This is a genomic window from Luteitalea sp., assembly GCA_009377605.1.
In the GTDB taxonomy this organism is placed as follows: Bacteria; Acidobacteriota; Vicinamibacteria; order Vicinamibacterales; family Vicinamibacteraceae; genus WHTT01.
Map to the genome: position 1 here is coordinate 1 of WHTT01000008.1, position 22,641 is coordinate 22,641.

The window sequence follows — 22,641 nt, forward strand, 5'->3', positions numbered from 1 at the left end:
GTTCGACGTAGCCTTGGCGAAGTCGAAACGGGCGGACGAGTCGGCGAACGCGCCCTACCATTGCCGCGGGACGGTCGGCTCGCTGAGGTGTCCGTCTCACGCATCGGAACGAGCGTGATGGGCCCCAGCAGGCCAGACGGTTCGATCTCCCAACCGGAAGCATCGAACGGTTCGTAGCGGATATCCACGATGTTGATCTCGCGCATGATCTTCCAGCGCTGTCCGCGACGGTCCATATCGCGGATGCGGTTGGCAGCAGTGTTCGTCACGTCGATCTCGAGAACGTTGCCACCGGGTCTGAGATAGCGACCGACCCGCATCGTGAACGGGATGCTCCATGCGGTCTCCACGTCGCGGCCGTTGAGTCGCACGCGTGCGCTCTCGCGCACGTCGCCGAGATCCAGCAACCAGTCGTCCGCCTGCCGTTGGGGCAGCTCGAGCTCGATGCGGTAGCGTGCCGTCCCGCCGAACCGCCGTGCCTCGTCATCGCCCAGCTCCGTCCAGGATTTCAGCTGGGTGGTTCGGATTCCCCGCGGCAAGACCGGGCCGCCTTCGAGAAACTCGATCGTCCAAGTTCCTGTGACCGCGACACGCGCGCCAGACGAGGCGAGATACGTCCAGCCGTTTCCGTCCGGCCGCCCATCTCTCAACGTGCGCAGCACGAACGATTCGCCCGGCTCGATCTGCAGATACACCTCGAGACGCCCGTTTGCACCTTGCCGCGTCGCGGCCATGCCTGTCGAGCCGGCGACAGGATCGAGAAGCATGGCTGAGCGCGCGGCGACGCCGAGTGGAATCCAACCTTCAACGCGCTCCGCCGAGAGATTCGCTAGAAAATAGTCGTGCCCGAGCTCGCTCTCGCGCCTGACGAACCCGATCCCGCTCCGGGCGATTGGCTCGTAAGGCACGTTCGTGTGCTCGAGCGCGGAAAGCACATCGCCGCGGAACATGGCCCCGCGGCCGGCTCGGAGCTCGTCGACGCCGGCACTGCTGCTTTGCCGGAAAGCCAGTCCACCGACGAGGCGATGGAGCGCCCGACGACGCTCCTCGAGTCGTCCGTATCCCGGGACATCCTTCGGAAGATCAGCGAAGATCACTGTCGCGCCGCCCTCCGCAAGCTTCGCGATGTGTTGCAGTGTTGCCAGAGGGATGACTTCTGCGGCGGGCACGACCAGCACGCGGTAAACATTCCCGGGCGTGGCCAGCCTGCTTCGCTCGGCACGCGTTCGCATCAACTGATCGTCGGAGATGTAGTCGAAGGTATAACCAGCCTCGTCGAGCTGCTTCGCCAGCTTGCCAACAGGCTCGTCGACGAGAAAGCCCACCTCGTGGACCGTGAGCTGCTTTGCGAGGCCTTCAGGGTCCTTCCAGACGTCGTAGACCGGCCAGTAGACCAGGATGTCGTTGTCGGGACGACCGCGTTGGAGAATCGACTGCACCCGTTCCACGTATTGGTTGAGCGCTGCGAAGTCCTTCCACCAGGTGTTGCTTGGATTGAACTGCGTGGCCGCATAGAACAACCAGCCAGGCCAGGGGATGTCCTGCGGCGAATAGACGGTGCCATGGTAGAAGATGTGGTTGATACCGTCGAGCCACACGCGATCGATCTCCGGCTTCACGTGGGCGAGCGTCACCTTCCAGTGGTCGCGCAGCCAGGTCGCCGTCTCGGACGACGTGAGCCGACGTCCCATCACGTGCGCAGCCGACGAAGCCATCCGGCTCACCAGGGGCTCTGGGAGATCCTGATCGTGACGGACGGCGGCCGGGTCGCGCCTCAAGCCTGGGACGGGAAAAGGCGTCGACCCGAAGATCTCGGTCTCGGGAATGTCGACCGCTCCATACAGGTCGAGCAGATTGGCGGGCGCTCCGTGCGACTGGTTGCGGACGATGAACCCATGCTCGTGCGACCATTCCGCCCAAGCGCGCAGGAAGTCCAGGTGTAACCGCGACAGCGTGGCGCGATAGTCGCTCTTGATCCGCCCGAGGCTTTCCGGGGCCATCTCCTCGTTTCCGACGAGCGCAGGGGCAAACTGCTGAAGGTCGTATCCGTGCATCGCACAAAACAGGCCAGGGAGGCGGTCGGTCCAACTCGCATCGAAGTACTCGAAGGAATCGTGGAACTGCGCACGAATCAGCGTGTCGGGAAAACCGGTGAAGGCGCGGTCGAACGGCTGGAGGTAGCGTCGCAGCGCATCGACGGAGTACGGGTCGACGACGAGGCCTTCGCCGCCGCGCGCGGCGCGCTTGACCAGCATCGCGGTTGATTCACCGGAGAGGCGGCCGTCACGTATCACCGCCCGTGCGCTCGAATCGGGCTCTGTGACCCACGGGCCTCCAAAGGGCCACCCGGTGCCCGTTGCCATGTCGACACCGAGGCCGAGGCGCTTGGCTTCGCGTCCTGTGTGCGCGAGCATTTCCATGTATCTGGGCGTGAGGAAATCGATGTAGCGATTCTCGTAGCCACGTGCGCCGTAAATCGGCGCGATCTCGACGCCCCCAATGCCCGCCGCCGCCAGCTTCTCGAGCTGCCATGTGAGGTTCTCCTTGTCCACGGCACTGCCTGGCCACCACCAACGCGTCCACGGCTTTGCGGTGTGCCCAGTGTGATGTTCCGGCCAGCCGAGATCGTCTGATCGCTGCTCCTGCGTGTGTGCGCCGGCGGACAGCCCGGCAACGGCCAACACAACCGCCAAGAAACTAGCTCTAAGACCCATTTGTATTGCCAATCGTTGGCGCTCGTAGCGCAGGCCTTCAGGCCTGCCAATTGCGCGGCGTGGAATCCTGCAGGCAGGCCTAAAGGCCTGCGCTACGACGGCCGCGATGTTACCCCACTCGCCGAGCGCGGAACATCGTCAGGCGATTGCGAACCGACATGCCGTAACGGACTGGTGCCAGCTGCTTGAAGGCTTCGAACTGACGCTCGGAGATGCCAAGCCGAAGGGCGGTCCGCTTCACGTACTTCGAGACCCGATATGCTCGCTCGAGGCGCGATCGCAGGCCCACGACGGCCCTTGCCCGATCTGCGGCGAAGTGCGGCGCTGCGCAGAAGCGTCGCATCGGTTCGACGACGCGCGACCAACGAAGCTCCTCCGCCAGCACCGCGCAATTGGCGGCGGCGGCGGCCCGCGCCCGCTCGTCATCCAGGAGCGCTGCGATGGCGGCGGCGAGCCGGTCGACATCGGCCGGCGGTACGACGCGTCCCAGACCTCGTGCGACGACCACATCGCTGAAATAGTCACCGGCTGTGCAGACAATGGGCAACCTCGCCCAAATGTAATCCAGCATCCGCGTGCGAAACGAGAAGTGCGTCTCGAGATGGGCGAGGTGCGTGCTCACACCGAGATCCGCTTCCAATAAGTACGCAGCGCGATCGTGATACGGCACCCAATCGTTGAAGAGCACGTGCGTGTCGAGCAGGCCGAGCTCACGAGAGAGCTGGATGCTCGAATCGACGACCTTCATCGGGAGGACGGCTGGATTCGGATGCTTGGTTCCCATGAAGAAGAGCTTGAGGTCGCGCCGGCCCCCGTCCACGAGCTGCTTGACCGCTCTGATCAGCGTGTGCGGGTCCTGCCAATCGAGCAGCGAGCCGCCCCAGAGCAGGAGCGTGTCGTCCGGCCCGATTGCGGGGTGCACACCCTTGAGCATGCGGCGAGGCACCTCATCATCCGCAACGCCGCGTGCACGGGCTGCCTCCCGTTCGAAGCTGTCGGCGTCGAGCTCGGGGATGCCAAACGGCACGACGTCGATGAGCGCTCTCAGTGACGCGTCCGCGGAAATCGTCCTCGGGTTGACGCGCCCGGCCGTGTGCAACGCGCCGATCCAGAAGTCGCGCTGCTGCTCACTCGCGCAGATGAAGAAATCGCCGATACCGAGCTGATGGTTCTGAACGGCAAGGATCTGACGCGCAGCGTGCTCGATCTGAGCCGTGCGCGCCTCCGTGCCTGACCTCATCTCTGCTCCGTGCTGCTCGAGGTGCTCGAGCGTGAATGGGCAGTAGAGATCGACCACGATAGGAACCAGCAGCGTGCTCAAATATGGGAACTTCGTGAACGCGAAGCCCCAGGCCAGCACGATGTCCGCCTCCTCGGCGAGCTTGCCCAGGCCGATCGGCCTATTCTCGTCGTACGGCACGATCGAGCAGCGACCGTCGCGGAGTGTCGTTCCGGTCGGCGCAGCAATCGTGACCCGCGCGACCGACGCGAGCGCGCGTCCCATCTCGAGCGCACGGATGGCCGGCCCGGACATCTGGTCCTTCAAGGCTTCGTGAGTGACGATGAGGAGGCTGGGCCGGTCGCGGAGGAAGCGCGGGACTTCGAAGAGCTCGAGGAGTATCTCGTGCAGCTTTCGGTACGACGTGCGGCCGTTGAGCGGCCCCGGCGGTTCGAGAGCGCGCCCGAGCCGTGGTAGGACAACCGCATCCGGCACGCGGCGGCCGCGTTGCAAGACGGCCCGCTCTTCCGCGATGCGCGGCAGCGCCGAGAGCGCGACACCCGCCGCCGCAAACGGCACGACGGGAAAATCAGCGATGAGTCGCGCTTCGGGCGCGACCGGTGGGCCCATGTCGTACACCGGTGCGGCCCGTCTGGGCCGGAAGCGGCTTTGGCCGAGCCATGGACGTAGAGACTCGGCAAACCGCGTACGGCGCACGAGCGCGAGATCCTGTGTGACGCGGCGAGCGGCCAGGAGCAAGGCAGCGGGCAAGACACGGCGCAGGACGCGAGCCTCATAGTTCTTCAGCACCGTCCAGAGCGCGTTGCGCTGCATCAGGTACTGCTTCTGCCCGTCGGGGTAGCGCCTCGACGTGCCGCCGTGCCGGTGATACACGATGGCATCCAGCGCCGTGCGAACCTCGTAACCTGCTGCCCGTACGCGCCACCCAAGATCGACGTCGTCGTAATAGGCGAAAAAGCTCGGGTCGAAACCGCCAGCCGCCAGGTACGCCCGGCGCGTGATGGCAAACGCGCCGCCATTGGCGAAGAACGTCTCGCCGCCACCCAGGTACTCGGTCGCATTTGGCTTGCCGTACCGCTCCTGGACGCCAAAGGCTTCGAACGTGCTCGTTCCGCCGACGAAGTCAATGCGCTTGCCGTCCCAGCTCAACACGCGTGCGGCGATGCACGCGTACTGGTCGTCGAGGGCGTCTATCAGACGGCGCACGGTCTCCGAGTCCACGCGCATGTCGTTGTTGAGGAACAGGAGGACGTCGCCCGTGGCGGCGTCGACGCCGGCAGCATTGGCGCCGGTGAAGCCTCGGTTCTCTGGAAGCGGAACGAGGCGCACGTCCGGGAACTCCTGTCCGAGAAGCGCTCGCGATTCGTCCGTCGAACCATTGTCCACACAGATGAGCTCGAGCCGATCCTCTGGGTAGTCGCTCTCGCGAAGTGAGCCGTAGCAGTCGCGGAGGTACTCGTGGCCATTCCAGTTGACGACAATGACGGAGACGCGCGGACGGAGCGGGCTCTCCGAGGAAGGCGCCGTTGGGACCCGCGCCGCGAGCGTCTCCCGAGCACGTGTAGGCCCGACCTTTAGGTCGGGCGGACGCAATGTCCGAGATTCGTCGTCGTCACTTTGCTCGCCGTTGTCGGCGTCGCCCGACCTAAAGGTCGGGCCTACATTGCTGACGCCTGACGCCTGATCCCTGACGCCTGACGCCTCTCCGGCGAGCTCATCCATGAAGCTGTGCAGGGCGAGCAGGGGAATGGCGGTCGCCGCTTCGTCTTCGGGCCAAGGCATCGACGGGGGCACGCCGCCGATTCGTGCCTGCACTCGTGAAAGAAGTGACTCCCGCCCCCATTGGCCACCGAAGCGCAAGTCGCCTGCATCGATACCGGCTGCGCGCCAAGCGGTCAGCAGCGCCGCAGTGGTCTTCGTGGCGACCACCGCTGCCAGCTCATCGCGCGACATCGTCTTGGCGGCGGTGATCAGCGGATTTCGCCATGTCAGAAAGTCGCGCACGTGGGCCGCGAGAGGATACGCGTCGGGGCCAGTCTGCCGGCCCATGGGACCGACAGTACGCACGACGATCCCGCGTGCCCGTGCCCGCGCAGCGAGATCGGCCACTACGCCCACCGACCACATGCGCTCATCGAGGCCGCTGAGGAGGTCGAACGTGTGACGGCTCATCGTCCACAGCGGCGGATCGAGGAGGGCGCGATGGGCAACGCCGGCCACCGTGTCGACGTACGCGTCGCACAGGCGCCGGATCGGGTCGGCTTGGGCCTCGGCGGTGCCTCTCCGCCGGCCTGCTGTCTGGGGCGCTTGCGCACCAGAAGAGGCGGAATCGTCTAGAGATCCAGAGCCGGACGCCGGGGACCGATGCGCCGGCGCGAGAACGAGGAGGTGGGGCTCTGCCTTGATCCGTGTTGCAGCCGTGAGCACCGCCAGATCCGCAGCGGTCCATTCGAACGCCGGATCCGCAAAGAGAAGCCAGGTGCCCCGCGCTTCGCGCGCCGCGTCGTTCATGCGTGCGGCTGCGCCGCGCGGCTGCTGTGGGTCGTCATGGGCGCGTATGACGTCGACGGTGTGGCCGACGGCCTGCTCGACGAGCGTACGGAGGGCCTCGAGCCGGTCACGGGCCGGCCAGCGCGCAGCGTGGAGAATGAGCGAGACGGAAGGTCCGGTCACGGCCGCCTGTCGGAAAATGGCCGGGCTCGATCTAGTACATCGTCCGATTAGTACTTTATGTTATTCGCAGGCTCGTGTAACGTGGGTGCCATGCCACGAGTCGCGCCGGCGATCACCCTGAATGCCGTGACAGATACGATGTTGCGTCACCTGGTCCGGTCGCCGTCGACTCCGCAGGCGCTGGCCCTGCGGGGCCAGATTGTGCTGGCGGCCAGCGAGGGCCGCTCCAACCAACAGATTGCTGCCACGTTGCACATCCCCGAAGTGACCGTCGGCAAGTGGCGCCGCGCGTTTGCCCTCTCCGGCCTGGACGGCTTGCACGACGCGCCGCGGTCGGGGCGCCCGCCGAAACACAGCGACAAGGTGTGGCAGCGGATCCAGACGCGCGTCTGTGAGCAACCGGAGGCGTACAGCCGCTGGAGTGTGCGGACGTTGGCCCGGGATCTCGGGTTGCCGCCCACGACGGTGCATGAGGCGTTGGTGAGCGCCCGGCTGCAGCCCCATCGCGTCCGCACGTTTACCTTCAGTCCCGACTCCGACTTCGAAGCGAAATTGCTCGATCTCGTGGGGCTCTATCTGCATCCGCCAGACAACGCGATCGTCCTGTGCGTCGATGAAAAATCGGGGATTCAGGCGTTGGACCGGACGCAGCCCGGCCTGCCGCTGCGCGCGACGCGTCCCCGGACGTGGACCAATGAATACGTGCGGCATGGCACCCAAGCGCTGCTGGCCGCGCTGGATATCGCCACCGGACGCGTGATTGGGCACGTCAAAGACCGGCGGACCTCCGCGAACTTTCTCCGCTTTATGAACGACGTCGTCGCAGCGTTTCCGAACCGGGATCTCCACATTATTCTCGACAATCTGAACATCCATAAGAACGCCGCGGCCCAACGGTGGCTCAAGCGCCATCCGTCGGTGCATTTCCATCACACGCCAACCCATGCGTCGTGGACCAATCTGATCGAGTGCTTCTTCAGCATCCTGGGAAAGCAGGGCCTCTCCCACCGAGTCGATCGATCAAAAACGTCGCTGCGCGAGTTTCTCATCGAGTATCTGACGACCTACAACGAGACGAGCGGCCCCTTTACCTGGACGAAAGGGCCAGAGCAGTTGCGAAGCATCATTGAGGCCACGAAAGCGTATCAGGCGGCGCATCCCCGGAAGCGCCGCCGCACACGCAAAACACGCGGCCAATAACATAAATCACTAATCGGACGATGTACTAGTGTCCTGGAACAGTGATTCGCGACATAATTCCCGGGCGGGGCATCCCGCCTGGCGGCGTTGCTCGTCAGTCACATACGGCCTGTATGCTCCCTCCTCGCGCCTTGCCAGCCGGGCGCCGCGCTCCGGGACTTATGCCACGAATCACTGTTCCAGGACACTAGCGGTCGAGCCCGGCAGCGGTCGAGTGTACCACTGGCGTCGGTGGAAGCGTTGGATGAGCGATCGTCAGCGCGTGGTCTGGATCCGTCACGGCACGTTGCCGAACGGGTCCGAGCTCGAACGGGACGCCGAAGGCCGCATCCGCATCGGCTTGGTTCAACAGCTTGGTGACCACGTGGTCGAAGGCGTCGAAGAACTTCGTGTCGCCTGGCTCCGGAACGATCGTACGGCCAGACTCGACGAAATCGCGCACGACCTGGTCGAGAGAGGTGGAGGGCGCGACCCGACCGATCGAGTAGCGGCGAGCCCCAGGACGGTCAAGGAATCCCGCCTCTCGATACAGATAAACGTCGCCAAGCAAGTCGACCACCACGGAGATCTGCGGGTAGCCGGATGGCCGCATCTCGGCATCACTCACCATCTCCAACGGCTGTCCTGGAGTCCCTTGGCTCAGAGCTTGAAGCGCATAGCCATAATCGATCTGCAGCTGGCACAGATCGTCACGTGTCCGGCGGTGCTCGAGCTCGCCGAAAATCTCGACGAGGCGCGCCCGCTCGGCGGGGCTCAAGCCCTCGGTGGGCGGCACACTGTAGTCCTCACGCAGCGTGAGAAAGTCGATCTGGCGATCGCCACCGGCCTCGCGATTGATCTCGCCGATCAAGTCCGCCAGCCGGAGGACGTCAGCGGCGTGGCCTGGCAGGACAACGAAGTTGAATCCGAGGCGAAGGGATGAACCGGTGTGGTTACGCAGCCGCAGGACTTCCACGGCGTTGCGTACGACGAGATCAAACGCCTTGGGATGTTGCGTGACCCGTGTCGTGCTCTCGTGATCGACGCCGTACAGCGAGATGCGAAGCGTGTGCAGCCGCCACAGACCTTCCTGCTTCTGCAGCAATTTCGGCGTCAGCATGAAGCCGTTCGTATAGAGCGACAGCTTGGCGCCGTGGTCGGCAGCCACGGCCACGATCTCCCCCAGCCCCGGGTTGGTCAAGGGCTCGAGGCCGCCGGACACATAGAACCGGTGCGGATCGTCGCCAGGAGCGTCCCGAAGCATGGCGCTGAAGAGCGCATTCCCGTGAGGGACGGTATCCGACGCGTACTTGGCATCATGCTGCCTACCGCAGAACGTGCAGAAGAACATGCAAGAGACACCGGGATAGACGCCGACGCGAAGCGGATAACGATGCGCCTTCAGTCGCACAGCGCTCACGACGCCCGTCCCGAGCATCGGCAGGATCGTGTTCTGCCAGTACTTGGCGCCCTGGCCATGCTGCGTGAGCAGCGCCTGCGCCACATCGCTCGTCGAGATCGCCGCGTTCAATTGTCTCAGCGTGTCCCGGTCGACGCCGAGATCGCGCGCCAGAGCAGCCTGGGTTGCAAACGGATCACGGGCGAGCGTTTCTATCACCGTGAACGCCAAGCGTGTCCATCGATCGAGGGCTCCGTTGTCGGCCCGTGACCGAACGAGGCCTTGCTCCACGAATCCCTGGACGAGATGCTCTCGAAGCGCTGCCGGACCTGCTGATGAGGGGTCGCCGCTCCCGTCACTCGTCAGGTAACGGCGGACGATGAAGTGCTGGCGATCGGTCATGTGATGGGCGCCTCGCCAACGGCGGGCCGATTCGGCGGCCGCTGCCGGGCACTGACTTTTCTCGCCGGGGGCCCGTCAGAGGCCCAAACCTCCGACGGACGTTACTGGACCGTAGCAGAGCCGTGATCGTTGTGTCAAGGGAGTTTAACTGATGCCATTTCAACGCCACTTTGATGCGAACCAAGGACGGGGTATTAGGCCGGGGTCGCAGTCATCGACGCTCGAAGCGCAACGATGAGACTGCAACACCGGCCAGTGCCACTGCCGTCAGCACGCTTAGCCAGGCTCCCAGCCGAAAGGCGCGGGGCGAGTAGTGGAAACGAATTATGTGCTTGCCGGCAGGCACCGGGACGGCCCGAAATGCAACGTCCGCACGGAACAGTGGAACGTCTCGCTCGTCGACGGTTGCCGACCAGCCGGGCGCGTAGAGATCGGTCAGGACCAGGAGCCGCGGCTTGGCACATGACACCTCGAGCTCGATGAAGTCAGCGCGATAGTGGCGCATGGCGACGGCATCGGCGTCCGCTCGATCCTGCTCCGGCCGATGCGAAGCCGGGATTTCCTCCGGTAGGATCGCGGTGTGCCGCGCGTCGACCGTGCCATCCACGAGCGCCTGCGCGGCGGCCGCATCGCTTGGCTGGACCACGTACCGATCCGCAAGGAACGCGCGTGGGAGCACGTCGACGTTTCGATAGAGCGCGGCCCGCCCGACGCGGAGCCGCTCGTAGGAGGGCGCTGGAAGCTGCAGGTCGGGCGGCCCGACCACGTATTTGACGTTCAAGAGGTCGAGAACGACGTGGCTCGGCGATCGCGACGGTGGCATGTTGACCAGCTCAGCGCGCACGCCAAGCGCACGGTCGATGAGCGCATTGAAGCGTCGTGGCCCACCAAGGCCGTCATAGGTGCGGACGGAGGCAAAGCCAAACGGCAGATGTGAGTTCGGTTGGAGCGTGTCGTCGAGTCCGACCACCCTGAAGAGGCCAGGGTCCCGTACAATGGCGTCGATCTCGGGCACGCGGGGATACTGCAGCGTTGCAGGCGCCAGGCGCTGGTAGCCCCGGCCAAAGCCCACGAGGTCGATGACGAGACAACCGAAGAGCAGCAAGGCAAATGCGCTCCGTCCGAGCCATCTTCGCCGCCGCGCAATGATGAGCCCGAGTGTGACGCCAACGAACACGAGGGCGGCGGCGGAGGCACGGAGCGTCCCCGGCCAGAGGCTCATCTCCTGAAGGATGGTGCGCTCGCGGATCAGGGACACGCCGATGATCATCACCGCCGCGGCCGCGACAATTACCGCCGGCCACACGCGAAGCGTTGCCCCCGGTCCGGGCGCAGAGACGCCCTCGCTCGTGCGAATGTCGGCACGCCAGAGCGCGTCGAGCCCCCACGCTCCGAGCGCGACCGCACAAAAGACGATGTCGACACTGAAGTACGGCAGGGGCGTAGGGAGATGGCGCACGAGCTGCAGGAAGCCGGGCGCCCCGTATTTCAATGCCGCCGCTGCGATGGCGGCGACGGCCAGCGCCTTGACGGCCCAGCGACGCCAGCAGGACACCACACCCACGGCCGCGAGCAGCCAAATAGCCACACCTGGGTAGACCAGCTGCGCCAGATAGTTCGTCGGCGTTCCCTCTCGGTTCGAGACAATCCTCCACGGTCCGGCGGGTGGACCAAAGAAGTCAGGCACCCACGCCACCACCATCGTCTTGCGTGGTGTGTACGACGCGTTGACGAGATCCCGGCGCTGTTCGAGCTTCCCGGTCTCCGGCAGGTACTCCAGGAACGGGCCAACTTGGATCGCCGCCAGGAGCAGCCCGGACAGCGCGGCACCCGCGAGCAGTCGCACTGCCGCGCCACGATGGCGCGGCAGCGCCGCAAGGCCGGCCACCGCGAAGGCCGCAACGACGAGGCTCATCTTGAAAACGGTTTCCGGATGCCCGGAGACGATGACGAGCCCGCAGATCACGGCGAGCAGAACGAAGCGGCGTCGATTGGGCGTGGCTATGGCGTCATGCACGGCCCAGAGGAGCCAAGGCAGGAGACAAGAGGCGGACGCGAATGGCCACCCGAGCCATCCGACGGTGAAGGAATTGAACATCCATGCTGTGCTGCCGACCAAGATGGCCGGTAGACCGAGACCGGCGGCGCGAAGGAGTAGCAGCATGCCCATGCCGCCGGCGAGCAACTGGAGCACGCCGATGGCGAGCAAGCCATAGGGCGACGGTGCAAGCGCGCCGGCGAGCGTGAACGGCGAAAAGACTGCGGACTGATACAACGCCACGAATGGCTCGCCGGCGCCGCTCAAGGGGTTCCAGAGCGGAAGGGTCGCTTGGGTGAGCTGCGTCCGGATGTGCTCGAGCCATGGGCCGAATTGAAGCGCGAGGTCGACGGTCATGGGGTTGGGCGGCCTCGGAGCAGCGTCGAAGTGGTAGGCAGCCCAGGGCCACGTGTTCAGCAGGAGCAACGGCGCGGCCAGCGTCCAACCGCGAAAGACGGCTTCTGCGAACAGCGCGCACACGAGCAAGGCGTGCACAGCCAGACCAAGTGCGGCAACGCTCAGACCCGGCGGCGCATGCTGTCGGTCGGTACGGCGAACGAGACCGACCGCGAGAAGGAACGCGGCTGTCGTCAGGAGCACGGTGGCGGGTGGGTAAGTCGACGTGGGGTCGTTCACCGGCGTGTGCCAGGCTCGCGCTGATTCGAAGGGTCATTCGTAGCGCAGGCCTTTAGGCCTGCCTGCGGGAATTTCGCGCGGCGATGGGCAGGCCTAAAGGCCTGCGCTACGAGGACCAATGATTGACAGTACATGTGAAGCCTGCGGTTAGGACTCATGGGGCTCGACCTGCGCATGAGCCTCGAGAGACCACTGACCGTTGAACGTGATCAGGCCGAAGCGCTCGGCGGTGCCGCTCTCGACGACGGTGAACGTCACCACCCGGTTGCGATGGTCGTAGGCATGCAGGAGGCTCTCATCGTACGCCGACACCGAGATCGCGTACTGACCAGGCAGGAGGGGCAGTTGGCGCACGGTGTATTCAATCACCCCCGCGCCGTCGACCAGCGGGATGGGATAGCGGCTCATCCGCGTATTGGGCCCCGTGAGATGCGTGCCGTCCTCGGCGAATACCGCCATGCCGAAGATGGGATAGCGCACCGGTTCTGTCGCCTCGTAGGAGATCAGCAGCCGGAACGCGTCGCCCGTCTTGAATGCGCGTGTGTCATGGCCTTCCTCGTCCAGGATGCGAACACCGGTGATGGTGATCTCGCGCGTGCCCCATCGATACTCGCTCGAGATATCGTCTCCCCCCGCCGCGAGCTGATGATAGCGGGCGATCGCGTCCGCCGCCGGCCCGTAGGCCCGCACGCGGCCACGATCGAGCAGGCACACGTGGGTGCAGAGGCGCTCGATCAGCAAGAGGTCGTGAGAGACAATGAGGATGGTCACACCTTGGGACTTGAAGTCCTGGATCTTGCGCAGGCACTTACGCTGGAATTGTTCGTCGCCCACGGCGAACGCTTCGTCGATCAGCACGATTTCCGGGTCGAGGTGTGCGGCAACCGAGAAACCAAGGCGCATGTACATGCCGGACGAGTAGTTTCGAACGGGGGAATCGATGAACGCTTCCAAGCCGGAGAATGCGACGATCTCGTCGAACCGTTGATCAATCACGTGGCGAGGCACGCCGTGCAGAGAGGCATTGAGATAGACGTTCTCGCGGCCGGACAGATCAGGGCTGAAGCCGGCCCCCAGCTCCAACAGCGATGTCACACGACCATCCACGTCGACCCGTCCCTCGTCGGCCTCGAGAATCCCCGCGATGATTTGGAGGAGCGTGCTCTTGCCAGAGCCATTGCCGCCGATGATGCCGAGGGTCGTGCCGCGCTCGGCGGCCAGCGAGACATCGCGGAGCGCCCATAACGTTTTCTTGACCTCGGGCCTCCCCATGACCCGCCCGACGAGCTTGTCCTTCAGCCCACCCGCCCGACGGACATAAATGCTGTAGCGCTTCGACACGCCCTCGAGGGTGATGGCCACAGCGCGAGTCTAGCAAACGTTCACACGAACTCCGCGAACCGCCGCTGATGCCGACCAAAGATAGCCATGCCGAAGCCGAGAACTGCCAGGGCGACGGAGGTCATGACCACCATGGAGATCAAGCCGGGCGCGTGATGGTACACGACGATCTGTTGGTAGGCGGTGATGAAATGCGTCATGGGATTGAGCCAGAGGACGGGGCGGAGATCTTCGGGCGCGAGCGAGACGGCGTAGAGGATCGGCGTGAGCCAGAACCAGACTTGCAGGGCGACCTCCAGCAGGTGACGCGTATCGCGGAGATAGACGTAGGCGGTCGACAGCGCGAGGCCGAAGCCGACCGTGAACAGCATCTGCAAGAGGATCACCGGCACGAGGGCGAACAGCGCAGGGGAGAGGCCGACGCCGATCACGAGCGCGAGCGGGAACACGACGAGATACATCAGCAGAAACTGCACGAACTGCGCGCCAATGGCTCCCATGGGGAGCACTACCCGAGGAAACGCCACCTTGCGCACGAGGTTGCCGTTGTCAGCGACCGCGCCTGTCGCCGCGCTGACGGCCTGAGTGAAGAACATCCATGGCAAGAGGCCGCTCAAGAGGAACAGCGGAAAGAACTCAATCTCGATGTTGAGGATGTACTCGAATGCGATCGTGTACACCACCGCCATGGCCAGCGGGTGCAGCAGCGACCAGAAGAATCCAATCGCCGATCCCTTGTATTTCATCCGCAGATCTCGCAACACGAGATTGCGGAGCAGCTCGCGATAACGATAGACCATCAGGGCGTCGTTGGCCCACATCGCCTCGAGAGTGTAGCATTCTTCCGGACCATGATCGTGCCGTTGCTCGACCTACACGCGCAATTCCAGGGCATCCGAAACGACGTGCTTGCCGCGATCGAGCGGGCGTGCGACACGCAGCGGTTCGTTCTCGGCCCGGACGTCGAGGCGCTCGAGCAGGCGTTGGCGGAGGTCATCGGCGTCCGCCATGCGATTGGCGTGTCATCCGGCACCGACGCGCTGCTGGTGGCGCTCATGGCGCTCGGCATCGGCAGCGGCGACGAGGTCATCGTCCCGACCTACTCGTTCTTCGCCACAGCGGGATCGGTCAGCCGGGTTGGCGCGACGCCCGTCTTCGTCGACATCGATCCGGCGACGTTCAACATCGATCCCGACGAGGCGCGGCGCGCGGTGACGTCGCGAACCAAGGCGATCATCCCGGTGCATTTGTTCGGTCAGTGCGCGGAGATGGCGGAGCTGACGAGCCTGGCGCGCGAGACTGGCCTCGCGGTGGTGGAGGATGCGGCGCAGGCCATCGGGGCGAGATATCGCGATCAGCCAGCGGGCCGCCTCGGCACGCTCGGGTGCTTCTCGTTCTATCCGAGCAAGAACCTGGGCGCGTTCGGCGACGGCGGCCTCGTCACCACGAACGAGCCGGCGCTCGCCGAGCGAGTCCGCTTGCTGCGCAACCATGGCGCGTCTCGCGCGTACCTCCACGAGCTGGTCGGCGGGAACTTCCGCCTGGATGCGCTGCAAGCCGTGGTGCTGCGCGTGAAGCTACCGCACCTGGCGGCCTGGACGGCGCGGCGGCAGGCCAATGCCGCGCGGTACCGGCGATTCTTCGCGGAATACGCGCCGGACGCACCCGTCGGCCTTCCCGTTGAAGCGGCGGAGCGGACGCACATCTACAATCAGTTCGTGGTGCGAGTGCCGGCGCGAGACGATCTACGCAGACATCTCGCAGCGGCGGGCGTTGGCAGCGAAGTGTACTACCCGCTCCCGTTTCATTTGCAGCCCTGCTTCGCGTCGCTCGGATACGGCCCCGGGCGGTTGCCGGAGGCGGAACGGGCCGCGGGGGAGTCGCTTGCCCTCCCGGTGTTCCCGGAGCTGACGGAGGAGCAGCAGCGATATGTCGTGGAGCAGATTGCGGCGTTTTATCGCGGGAAGTTGTGAGTCTTGAGTTGTGAGCTCTCAGACGTAGTGCGCCTTGATTCCAGCCTTCGCTCGCCTCCGGGGAGCTACGGCTAGGCAAGCCTAATTCCTGATGCCTATGATTCTCGTCCTTGGAGCCAACGGGCAGCTCGGTTCGACCATCGTGGAGCGGCTCCGGCGTGCCGGCGAGGCGGAAGAAGCGCCTGCGCCGGTGGCGCTGACGCGACAAGAGTTGGACGTGACCGACACCCACGCCCTACGCAGTGCCATTGTCGGGCACCACCCAACGGTGATTATCAACTGCACGGCCTACAACGACGTGGACGGTGCGGAGGAGCACGCCACCGATGCGCTGACCGTCAATGCGCTGGCGGTGCAGGCCATGGCGCGTGTGGCTGCCGAGATCGGTGCCACGCTCGTGCACTACAGCACCGACTTCGTCTTCGACGGAGAGGGGACGACGCCGTACCGCGAAGAGGATCGAGCGCGTCCCCTCAGCGTGTACGGGGCCTCCAAGCTCCTGGGAGAGTGGTTCGCGGCGGATGCGCCGCGACACTACGTGCTTCGCGTCGAGAGCCTCTTTGGGGGGCCGGCGGCGAGAAGCAGCTTCGACAAGATCATGGCCGGCCTGATGGCCGGTCGTGAGGTTCGCGTGTTCTCGGACCGCATCGTGTCACCGAGTTACGTCCAAGACGTGGTGGACGCGACGCTGGGGCTCGTGGCCCGCGATGCGCCGAGTGGCCTGTATCACTGCGTGAATACAGGGACGACGACGTGGTATCGGGCGGCGGAACACATCGCGGCCAGACTGGGAGCATCGGCGTCGTTGCTCGTGCCGGTGTCCGTGGACGAGGTCACGCTTCGAGCGAGACGCCCGCGCTACTGCGCGTTGGCCAACGAGAAGCTGCGGCAGGCTGGGATTGCGATGCCGGGCTGGGAAGAGGCGCTCACGCGATACGTCGCGTTGCGAACAGGATAAAGGTTCGAGGTGCGAGGTTCGAGGTGGGGGCGAGTTCAGTGCTTCGGGCTAACGCCGGGCAGCTCGCTCCCCCCGAGCCATTCCCCACGCGAGCCTCAACGCCGAGCTCGACCTCGAAGCTCGACCCTTCACGTTCGACGAAGCCACCGAAGCTGCGCCCTGCCACCACCTCGGACCTCTTACCTCTTACCTCTTACCTCGAACCTTTACTTGCGGCGGCCGACTACCCAGGCGAACCCGAGCAGCCCGAGTCCGAGGAGCGCGGTCATGCCCGGCTCTGGCACCTTCGAAACCGGTCTCCACGACACGATCAGGTCGTTGTAGTCATAGTCCGAGCAGGCGCCTGCAACGCATCCAGACGTCGAGGCGGCCCCGAAAAGATCCTCGAGCCCAAGCCATGACCCGTCCCCGTCGGTCATGTACGCGAACTGTTGGCCAGGCATCACGCCGTACATGTCACTGAAGTAGCCGCCGATATTCCACGACGACTGCGTGAAGAATGTCTGACCCAAGTCCGTGTTGAAGTAGTAGAAGCCAAAGAGCGAGGGTAATTCAGCGCTTGCTACGGCGTCGACGGTCTGGTCTGGAGAGAAGAGCTGGTGACGTTCCCCCGTGAGCGGGTCGTACCACCCGAACTCATTGTTGCCGTCGAGCGCGGTGAACTCCCCTGCGAGGGTGAATTCGTAGTTATATGCAGCACCCTCGTCGAAGTAGAAGTCGTCGACTCCGGTGCCGGACGCCTGTCCCAAGTAGCTCAAGGGCCCGCCTGCCGTCTGGGGCAAGGTGTGCAGAGACCCTCCAATCCAGTCACACACCGAGCCTTGTGTGAGACTGCCCATGTTGCAGGCGCCGTTCACGCTGTCCCATGAGTCGCCGTCCCAGTACGGGTTGAAAGACTGCGTGGCCGAATCGACGCCTTGAAGGCTGCCCGAACCGACGACGATCGGGGCGGCCGAAGCCGACGTGGACGTCAGCCAGGCCACACCAACGAGAAGGACAAATACGAGCGAACGCTTCATAGTGGCTCCGAATTCCTGTTCCGTCGCAAGTAAACGATGTCTACGCTCGAGCCGACTTTCGTTGGCCCGAAGGGAACCAACAGGTTCGCGGGTCGCTCCCTGCCTGCCTGAATACTTGGGCTGTTCCGCGCATTCCAGGCACATCCACCGCGTCCGTAGCAGTATCAATGCAGGCGGCGTGCCATGTTCGTATTTGATGTGGCCAGCTCTGGCGAGGCCTGTGGCGCCTGGGCCGCCTGCAGTCAAGCTACTTACTGGACACCAGTTATGGTTACCAGCTCAAATGCTTGAACCACGGCATACAAAGCTTCTGCCGCATCAGGCTCGCGCTGGTGCCGATTGACGAGGTCACCATTGGAGTGAGACGTCCCGACTGCCGCGCTGACCAACCAGAAGGGGCGGCGCGTGGGCTTTGGGATACCGCGTTGGGAAGAGACGTTCAGGCGAGACGTCGCGCTCCGGACGGCGTGAGAACGGTGCCAGGTAGAAGGAGGACTGTCCCCGTTTCAGCTGGCACCGCTCCACGCAGGCGACGGACGAGGCAGGGGAGCTGGGAGCAGGTTTTCCGCAGAGCTACGCGCGAGGCACAGCGCGTTCGGCAAACAGAGCCTACCGTCGGCGACCGATTGCCCAGGCGAACCCCAGGAGCCCGAGCCCGAGGAGCGCGGTCGTGCCCGGCTCCGGCACCTTCGAAATCGGCCTCCACGATACGATCACGTCGTTGTAGTCATAGTCCGAGCACGAGCCCGGAATGCAGTCGGGCGTTGCGAGGGTCCCGAACAAATCCTCCACCCCCAGCCAGAAATTACTGCCGTCGGTCATGTAACCAAACTGTTGGCCAGGAATGTGCCCGTACGTGTCGGTGAAATACGCCCCGTCGTTCAATGTCGAGTCCGTGAAGTACGACTGACCGAACTCGGTGTTGAAATAGTAGAAGCCAAACTGGGCCGGCAGGGCGACCGTCGCCACGTCGCCAAAGGTCTGCTCCGGCGAGAAGAGCTGGTGGCGCTCGCCGGTGAGCGGGTCGTACCACCCGAACTCGTTGCTGCCGTTGAGGACGCTGAACTCGCCTACCAAGGCGATCTCGTAGTTGTACGCGGCGCCTTCGTCGAAGTAGAACGCGTCAACCGCGGAGCCGTCCGCCTGGCCCAGATAGCTCAAGGGGTCGCTCGTCGTCTGGGAGAGAACGGTCGGCGAACCGCCAACCCAGTCGCAGACCGTCCCTTGCGCGAGGCTGGCGAGGTGGCAGGGTCCGGTGTTGCTGTCCCACGAGTCGCCGTTCCAGTAGGGGTTGAACGTCTGATCGGTGGATGTCACAGGCTGAAGACTACCCGAACCGACGATAATAGGAGCGGCCGAAGCCGACGCGGACGTGAGCCAGGCCGTGCCAACGAAAAGAGCAGATGCGAGCGAACGTTTCATAGTGACTCTCAGTTTCGGGCTCTGTCGCAAGTTCACGACGTCTACGGTTCAGCTGACTTTCGTTATTCGTGGGGTAGCCAACAGGTTCGCGGGCATTTGCCCTCAGTACCAGAATGCTTGGGCTTTCCGGGTTTTCCAAGGCAAAGCGACCGCGTGCCTACCAGAGCTACTGCAGGGTGCGTGCCATTTCACCTACTGAGATGGAGGTTCCCGTGGGCATGCCGACGGCGCCCCGGATGGCGCCCACGCCGCGCCGGAACATCACATCGAGAGTGCTCATCCCAATGTCTGATGTCCTGATTGAAAAGCTACGCGCTCGCCAGGCTCGCGCCGGGGTCATTGGTCTCGGCTACGTGGGCTTGCCCCTAGCGATCGAGTTCGCCCGGGCAGGCCTTCACGTGACCGGCATTGACGTGGACCGGAACAAGGTCGCGGCGCTCAACGCCGGCGAGTCGTACATCCTCGACGTGCCGGCCTGCCACGTGAATCAAGCGGTGCAGGATGGCCGCTTTCGTGCGACCACCGACTTCGCGGCGCTCTCGGAGGTCGACACGATCAACATCTGCGTGCCGACCCCGTTGCGGAAAACGAAGGACCCGGACCTTTCGTACGTGGCTTCGGCGGTGGCGGAAGCGGCGAAGTATCTCCGCAAGGGACAGCTCGTGATTCTCGAATCGACGACCTATCCGGGAACCACCGAAGAGGTCGTGCAACCCATGCTGGAGGAAGCGGGGCTCAAGGCTGGCACCGACTTCTACCTTGCGTTCTCGCCGGAGCGCGTGGATCCAGGCAACCCACACTTCCAGACGCACAATATTCCCAAGGTGGTTGGTGGCTTCGACGCCGCGTCGACCGGCGCCGCGGTCGCGCTGTACTCGACCATCGTCAACGAGGTGGTGCCGGTGTCGAACCCTCGAGTGGCCGAGATGGTCAAGCTGCTCGAGAACACCTTTCGTGCGGTGAACATTGGTCTCGTCAACGAGTTGGCGCTGATGTGTCGGGACCTCGGCATCAATGTGTGGCAGGTCATCGATGCGGCGAAGACCAAGCCGTTCGGCTTCATGCCGTTCTATCCGGGACCGGGCCTCGGTGGCCACTGCATTCCGATCGATCCGTTCTATCTCAGTTGGAAGGCGCGTCAGAGCGGCTTCGAGAGCCGCTTCATCGAGTTGGCGGGTCACGTCAACGCAGGGATGCCGAAATACGTGGTCAGCCTCGTGGCCGACGCGCTCAACAGCCTCGGAAAGGCGATTCGAGGATCCCGCCTTCACCTCCTTGGTATGGCGTACAAACCGGATGTGAGCGACCACCGCGAGTCTCCCGCCCTCGACATCGCGCAACTGTTGCGGCAGCGAGGGGCACGGGTCACCTACAGTGACCCGCACGTTCCCGATGTGGAGCATGGCGACTTACGCTTGACCGCGGTGCCGCTGGAGGAGGCCTATCGTGACGGATTCGACTGCGCCATCATTGCCACGAATCATCGGGCCTTCGACTATGCTGAGCTGGCGGAGCGCGCCCCGCTCATCGTGGACACGCGGAACGCCTTGAAGGGTATTGCCGGCGCGCACATCTTTCGGCTGTAGTAATCTATTCACGTCATGCCGAAGTGTGCTGTCATCACGGGCATCACGGGACAAGACGGCTCGTATCTGGCCGAGTTCCTCGTCGAGAAGGGCTATCGCGTGGTGGGTGTGATCCGCCGCGCCAGCGCGCCAAACCTGTGGCGCATCGAGCCGCTTCAGGATCGGATCGAGCTCCGGCACGCCGACCTGCTCGACCAGCTCTCCATCATCCGCCTCCTCGACGAGGTGCAGCCAGACGAGCTCTACAACCTTGCCGCGATGTCGTTCGTGCCTACCTCCTGGCAGCAGCCGGTCCTGACCGGCGACTACAACGCGCAGGGCGTGACGCGGGTGCTCGAGGCGATCCGACAGGTCAATGTCAAAATCCGGTTCTACCAGGCGAGCTCGAGCGAGATGTTCGGCAAAGTGCGTGAGGTGCCCCAGACAGAGCTCACGCCGTTCTACCCGCGCAGCCCGTATGGCGTCTCGAAGGTCTTCGGCCATTACATGACGGTGAACTACCGCGAGAGCTTCGGCATCTTCGGTTGCTCGGGGATCCTGTTCAACCACGAATCACCTCGACGGGGGCTGGAGTTCGTCACGCGCAAGGTGAGCGACGGCGTCGCCCGGATCAAGCTCGGGCTCGCGCCGACGCTCGCCCTCGGCACACTGGACGCGAAGCGCGACTGGGGCTTTGCCGGCGATTACATTCGTGCCATCTGGCTCATGCTCCAGCAAGATCAGCCAGACGATTACGTGGTGGCAAGCGGTGTGACGCACTCGGTGCGCGAGCTGGTGGAGGTGGCGTTCGGCCACGCCGGTCTCGACTGGCGCGAGCACGTGGTGGTCGATCCACAGTTCCACCGGCCGGCGGAAGTCGATCTGTTGGTCGGCGACGCCACGAAGGCGCGCAGCGAGCTGGGATGGGAGCCGACGGTCGACTTCAAGACGCTCGTGATGATGATGGTGGACGCTGATCTCGAGCGCCTCCGCAGGCGCCAGCTCGTTTCCAGCACGTCGGCCGCGAGCGCGTAAGTCCTTGTAGGTCCCTGAGGACCAAGCACCTGGATGCTGCCTTCGCTCGACGTCGTCGTCGTCAACTGGAACGGTGGGCGCTTGCTCCACGACTGCATCGAGTCAGTGGGCGCCATCCACGACCATCGGTTCGAGTTACGTCGGGTCGTCGTCGTCGACAACGGATCCAGTGACGGTTCGATGGATGGTCTCGAATGGCTCGACTCGAGAGTCGAGGTCATTCGTAGCCGCCGTAATCTCGGTTTTGCGGCCGCGTGCAATCGAGGCGCCATCGGATCGACAGCAGACTATCTCCTTTTCTTGAACCCAGACACGCGCGTGACGGCGGATGCCCTCGCGAGGCCTGTCGAGTATCTCGCGTCTCCATCGGGGCGAGACGTGGGCATTGTCGGCCCTCGACTGGTCGATGACGAAGGGGCGACGAGCCGGAGCTGTGCGCGATTCCCGACTCCCGCCATGTTCGTGAGCGTCGTGCTCGGGCTCAATCGGCTCTTCCCCCGGCGCTGGCCGTCCCACGTGATGAGTGAGTGGGACCATCGGGATACGCGGCAGGTCGAGCACGTCTGCGGCGCGTTCTATGCCGTACGGCGCTTGCTCTTCCAAGCCCTTGATGGCTTCGACGAGCGATTCTTCTTGTATCTCGAAGACCTCGACTTCTCGCGTCGGGCCGCGCTCCGCGGTTCGCGGACCATGTTCCTCGCTGACGCCGTCGTTTACCATAAGGGTGGCGGTGCATCGCAAGCGGTGAAGGCACTGAGGCTTGGCTACGCGCTGCACAGCCGGATTCTCTACGGGTACAAGCATTTTCCCCGGCGGAGCGCGACGGCGCTCGCGGTGGGGACGCTCTGTGTCGAGCCCCTGATCCGCCTGGCTCACGCGCTTGGTCATCTCGACGGTCGAGAAATCACGGACGTCGTGCTCGGGTACGTGCGGCTCTGGAGGCGGGTCCTTGGCGATCTGTGGAGGCATCGGGGCATCCAGAGATGGACGCAAATAAGGACGGATACCGAGGGACACGGATAAGGGCACGTCTTTGGACTAATCGTC

Annotated in this window: 14 protein-coding genes; 6 read left to right on the forward strand and 8 right to left on the reverse strand. The window is 64.3% G+C overall.

The features are described from left to right. Positions 1 to 2,714: hypothetical protein (locus tag GEV06_03975; GenBank protein MPZ17061.1), on the reverse strand; the 2,714-nt coding region annotated here is incomplete at its 3' end. Positions 2,715 to 2,823: 109 nt separating this feature from the next. Then, positions 2,824 to 6,627 (reverse strand): glycosyltransferase, encoded by a 3,804-nt coding sequence (locus GEV06_03980; GenBank protein ID MPZ17062.1) that lies wholly within the window; start codon positions 6,625 to 6,627, stop codon positions 2,824 to 2,826. Between the two features lie 138 nt (positions 6,628 to 6,765). Between GEV06_03980 and GEV06_03985 the strand changes: the two genes are divergently transcribed. Next, a complete protein-coding gene (locus tag GEV06_03985; protein MPZ17063.1) occupies positions 6,766 to 7,827 on the forward strand; it encodes an IS630 family transposase in 1,062 nt (353 codons plus the stop codon). 187 nt (positions 7,828 to 8,014) lie between these two features. Here GEV06_03985 and GEV06_03990 read toward each other — a convergent pair whose 3' ends face one another. The 4 genes from GEV06_03990 to GEV06_04005 form a co-directional block, all read right to left on the reverse strand. Next, on the reverse strand, positions 8,015 to 9,607 hold the full coding sequence (locus GEV06_03990; protein MPZ17064.1) for a dTDP-4-amino-4,6-dideoxy-D-glucose ammonia-lyase: 1,593 nt from the start codon (positions 9,605 to 9,607) through the stop codon (positions 8,015 to 8,017). 211 nt (positions 9,608 to 9,818) lie between these two features. Next, entirely contained in the window at positions 9,819 to 12,281 is a 2,463-nt protein-coding gene (locus GEV06_03995; GenBank protein MPZ17065.1) for a YfhO family protein, read from the reverse strand. A gap of 147 nt (positions 12,282 to 12,428) precedes the next feature. Then, entirely contained in the window at positions 12,429 to 13,643 is a 1,215-nt protein-coding gene (locus tag GEV06_04000; protein MPZ17066.1) for an ATP-binding cassette domain-containing protein, read from the reverse strand. A 20-nt stretch (positions 13,644 to 13,663) separates the two neighbouring features. Further along, positions 13,664 to 14,443, reverse strand: a complete 780-nt coding sequence (locus tag GEV06_04005; GenBank protein MPZ17067.1) for a hypothetical protein — start codon at positions 14,441 to 14,443, stop codon at positions 13,664 to 13,666. 30 nt (positions 14,444 to 14,473) lie between these two features. On the opposite strand from GEV06_04005, the gene GEV06_04010 reads away from it, so the two are divergent. Together GEV06_04010 and rfbD are read left to right on the forward strand one after the other, a co-directional pair. Beyond that, complete coding sequence (locus GEV06_04010; GenBank protein MPZ17068.1) at positions 14,474 to 15,595, forward strand: aminotransferase class I/II-fold pyridoxal phosphate-dependent enzyme; 1,122 nt, start codon at positions 14,474 to 14,476, stop codon at positions 15,593 to 15,595. A 91-nt stretch (positions 15,596 to 15,686) separates the two neighbouring features. Next, positions 15,687 to 16,553, forward strand: a complete 867-nt coding sequence (gene rfbD, locus GEV06_04015; GenBank protein MPZ17069.1) for a dTDP-4-dehydrorhamnose reductase — start codon at positions 15,687 to 15,689, stop codon at positions 16,551 to 16,553. Between the two features lie 206 nt (positions 16,554 to 16,759). Here the strand turns inward: rfbD and GEV06_04020 are convergent, their stop codons facing one another. Further along, complete coding sequence (locus GEV06_04020; protein ID MPZ17070.1) at positions 16,760 to 17,392, reverse strand: PEP-CTERM sorting domain-containing protein; 633 nt, start codon at positions 17,390 to 17,392, stop codon at positions 16,760 to 16,762. 789 nt (positions 17,393 to 18,181) lie between these two features. After that, positions 18,182 to 18,994, reverse strand: coding sequence for a PEP-CTERM sorting domain-containing protein (locus GEV06_04025; protein ID MPZ17071.1), 813 nt, complete (start codon positions 18,992 to 18,994; stop codon positions 18,182 to 18,184). A gap of 284 nt (positions 18,995 to 19,278) precedes the next feature. On the opposite strand from GEV06_04025, the gene GEV06_04030 reads away from it, so the two are divergent. From GEV06_04030 to GEV06_04040, 3 genes are read left to right on the forward strand one after another with little or no spacing between them, the layout of a single operon-like run. Next, on the forward strand, positions 19,279 to 20,580 hold the full coding sequence (locus GEV06_04030) for a nucleotide sugar dehydrogenase (protein ID MPZ17072.1): 1,302 nt from the start codon (positions 19,279 to 19,281) through the stop codon (positions 20,578 to 20,580). A gap of 15 nt (positions 20,581 to 20,595) precedes the next feature. After that, positions 20,596 to 21,594, forward strand: coding sequence for a GDP-mannose 4,6-dehydratase (gmd, locus tag GEV06_04035; GenBank protein MPZ17073.1), 999 nt, complete (start codon positions 20,596 to 20,598; stop codon positions 21,592 to 21,594). Positions 21,595 to 21,627: 33 nt separating this feature from the next. Next, positions 21,628 to 22,617 carry a glycosyltransferase gene (locus tag GEV06_04040; protein ID MPZ17074.1) on the forward strand — a complete coding sequence of 330 codons (990 nt, stop codon included), beginning with the start codon at positions 21,628 to 21,630 and terminating at the stop codon, positions 22,615 to 22,617. Positions 22,618 to 22,641: the final 24 nt, after the last annotated feature.

Bases quoted from the DNA above. Each gene is read 5' to 3' on its own strand.
- GEV06_03985 (MPZ17063.1), top strand. From the start codon at position 6,766: ATGTTGCGTCACCTGGTCCGGTCGCCGTCGACTCCGCAGGCGCTGGCC.
- GEV06_03990 (MPZ17064.1), bottom strand. From the start codon at position 9,607: ATGACCGATCGCCAGCACTTCATCGTCCGCCGTTACCTGACGAGTGAC.
- rfbD (MPZ17069.1), top strand. From the start codon at position 15,687: ATGCCTATGATTCTCGTCCTTGGAGCCAACGGGCAGCTCGGTTCGACC.
- GEV06_04025 (MPZ17071.1), bottom strand. From the start codon at position 18,994: ATGAAACGTTCGCTCGCATCTGCTCTTTTCGTTGGCACGGCCTGGCTC.
- GEV06_04030 (MPZ17072.1), top strand. From the start codon at position 19,279: ATGTCTGATGTCCTGATTGAAAAGCTACGCGCTCGCCAGGCTCGCGCC.
- GEV06_04005 (MPZ17067.1), bottom strand. From the start codon at position 14,443: ATGTGGGCCAACGACGCCCTGATGGTCTATCGTTATCGCGAGCTGCTC.
- GEV06_04040 (MPZ17074.1), top strand. From the start codon at position 21,628: ATGCTGCCTTCGCTCGACGTCGTCGTCGTCAACTGGAACGGTGGGCGC.
- GEV06_04020 (MPZ17070.1), bottom strand. From the start codon at position 17,392: ATGGGCAGTCTCACACAAGGCTCGGTGTGTGACTGGATTGGAGGGTCT.
- gmd (MPZ17073.1), top strand. From the start codon at position 20,596: ATGCCGAAGTGTGCTGTCATCACGGGCATCACGGGACAAGACGGCTCG.
- GEV06_04010 (MPZ17068.1), top strand. From the start codon at position 14,474: ATGATCGTGCCGTTGCTCGACCTACACGCGCAATTCCAGGGCATCCGA.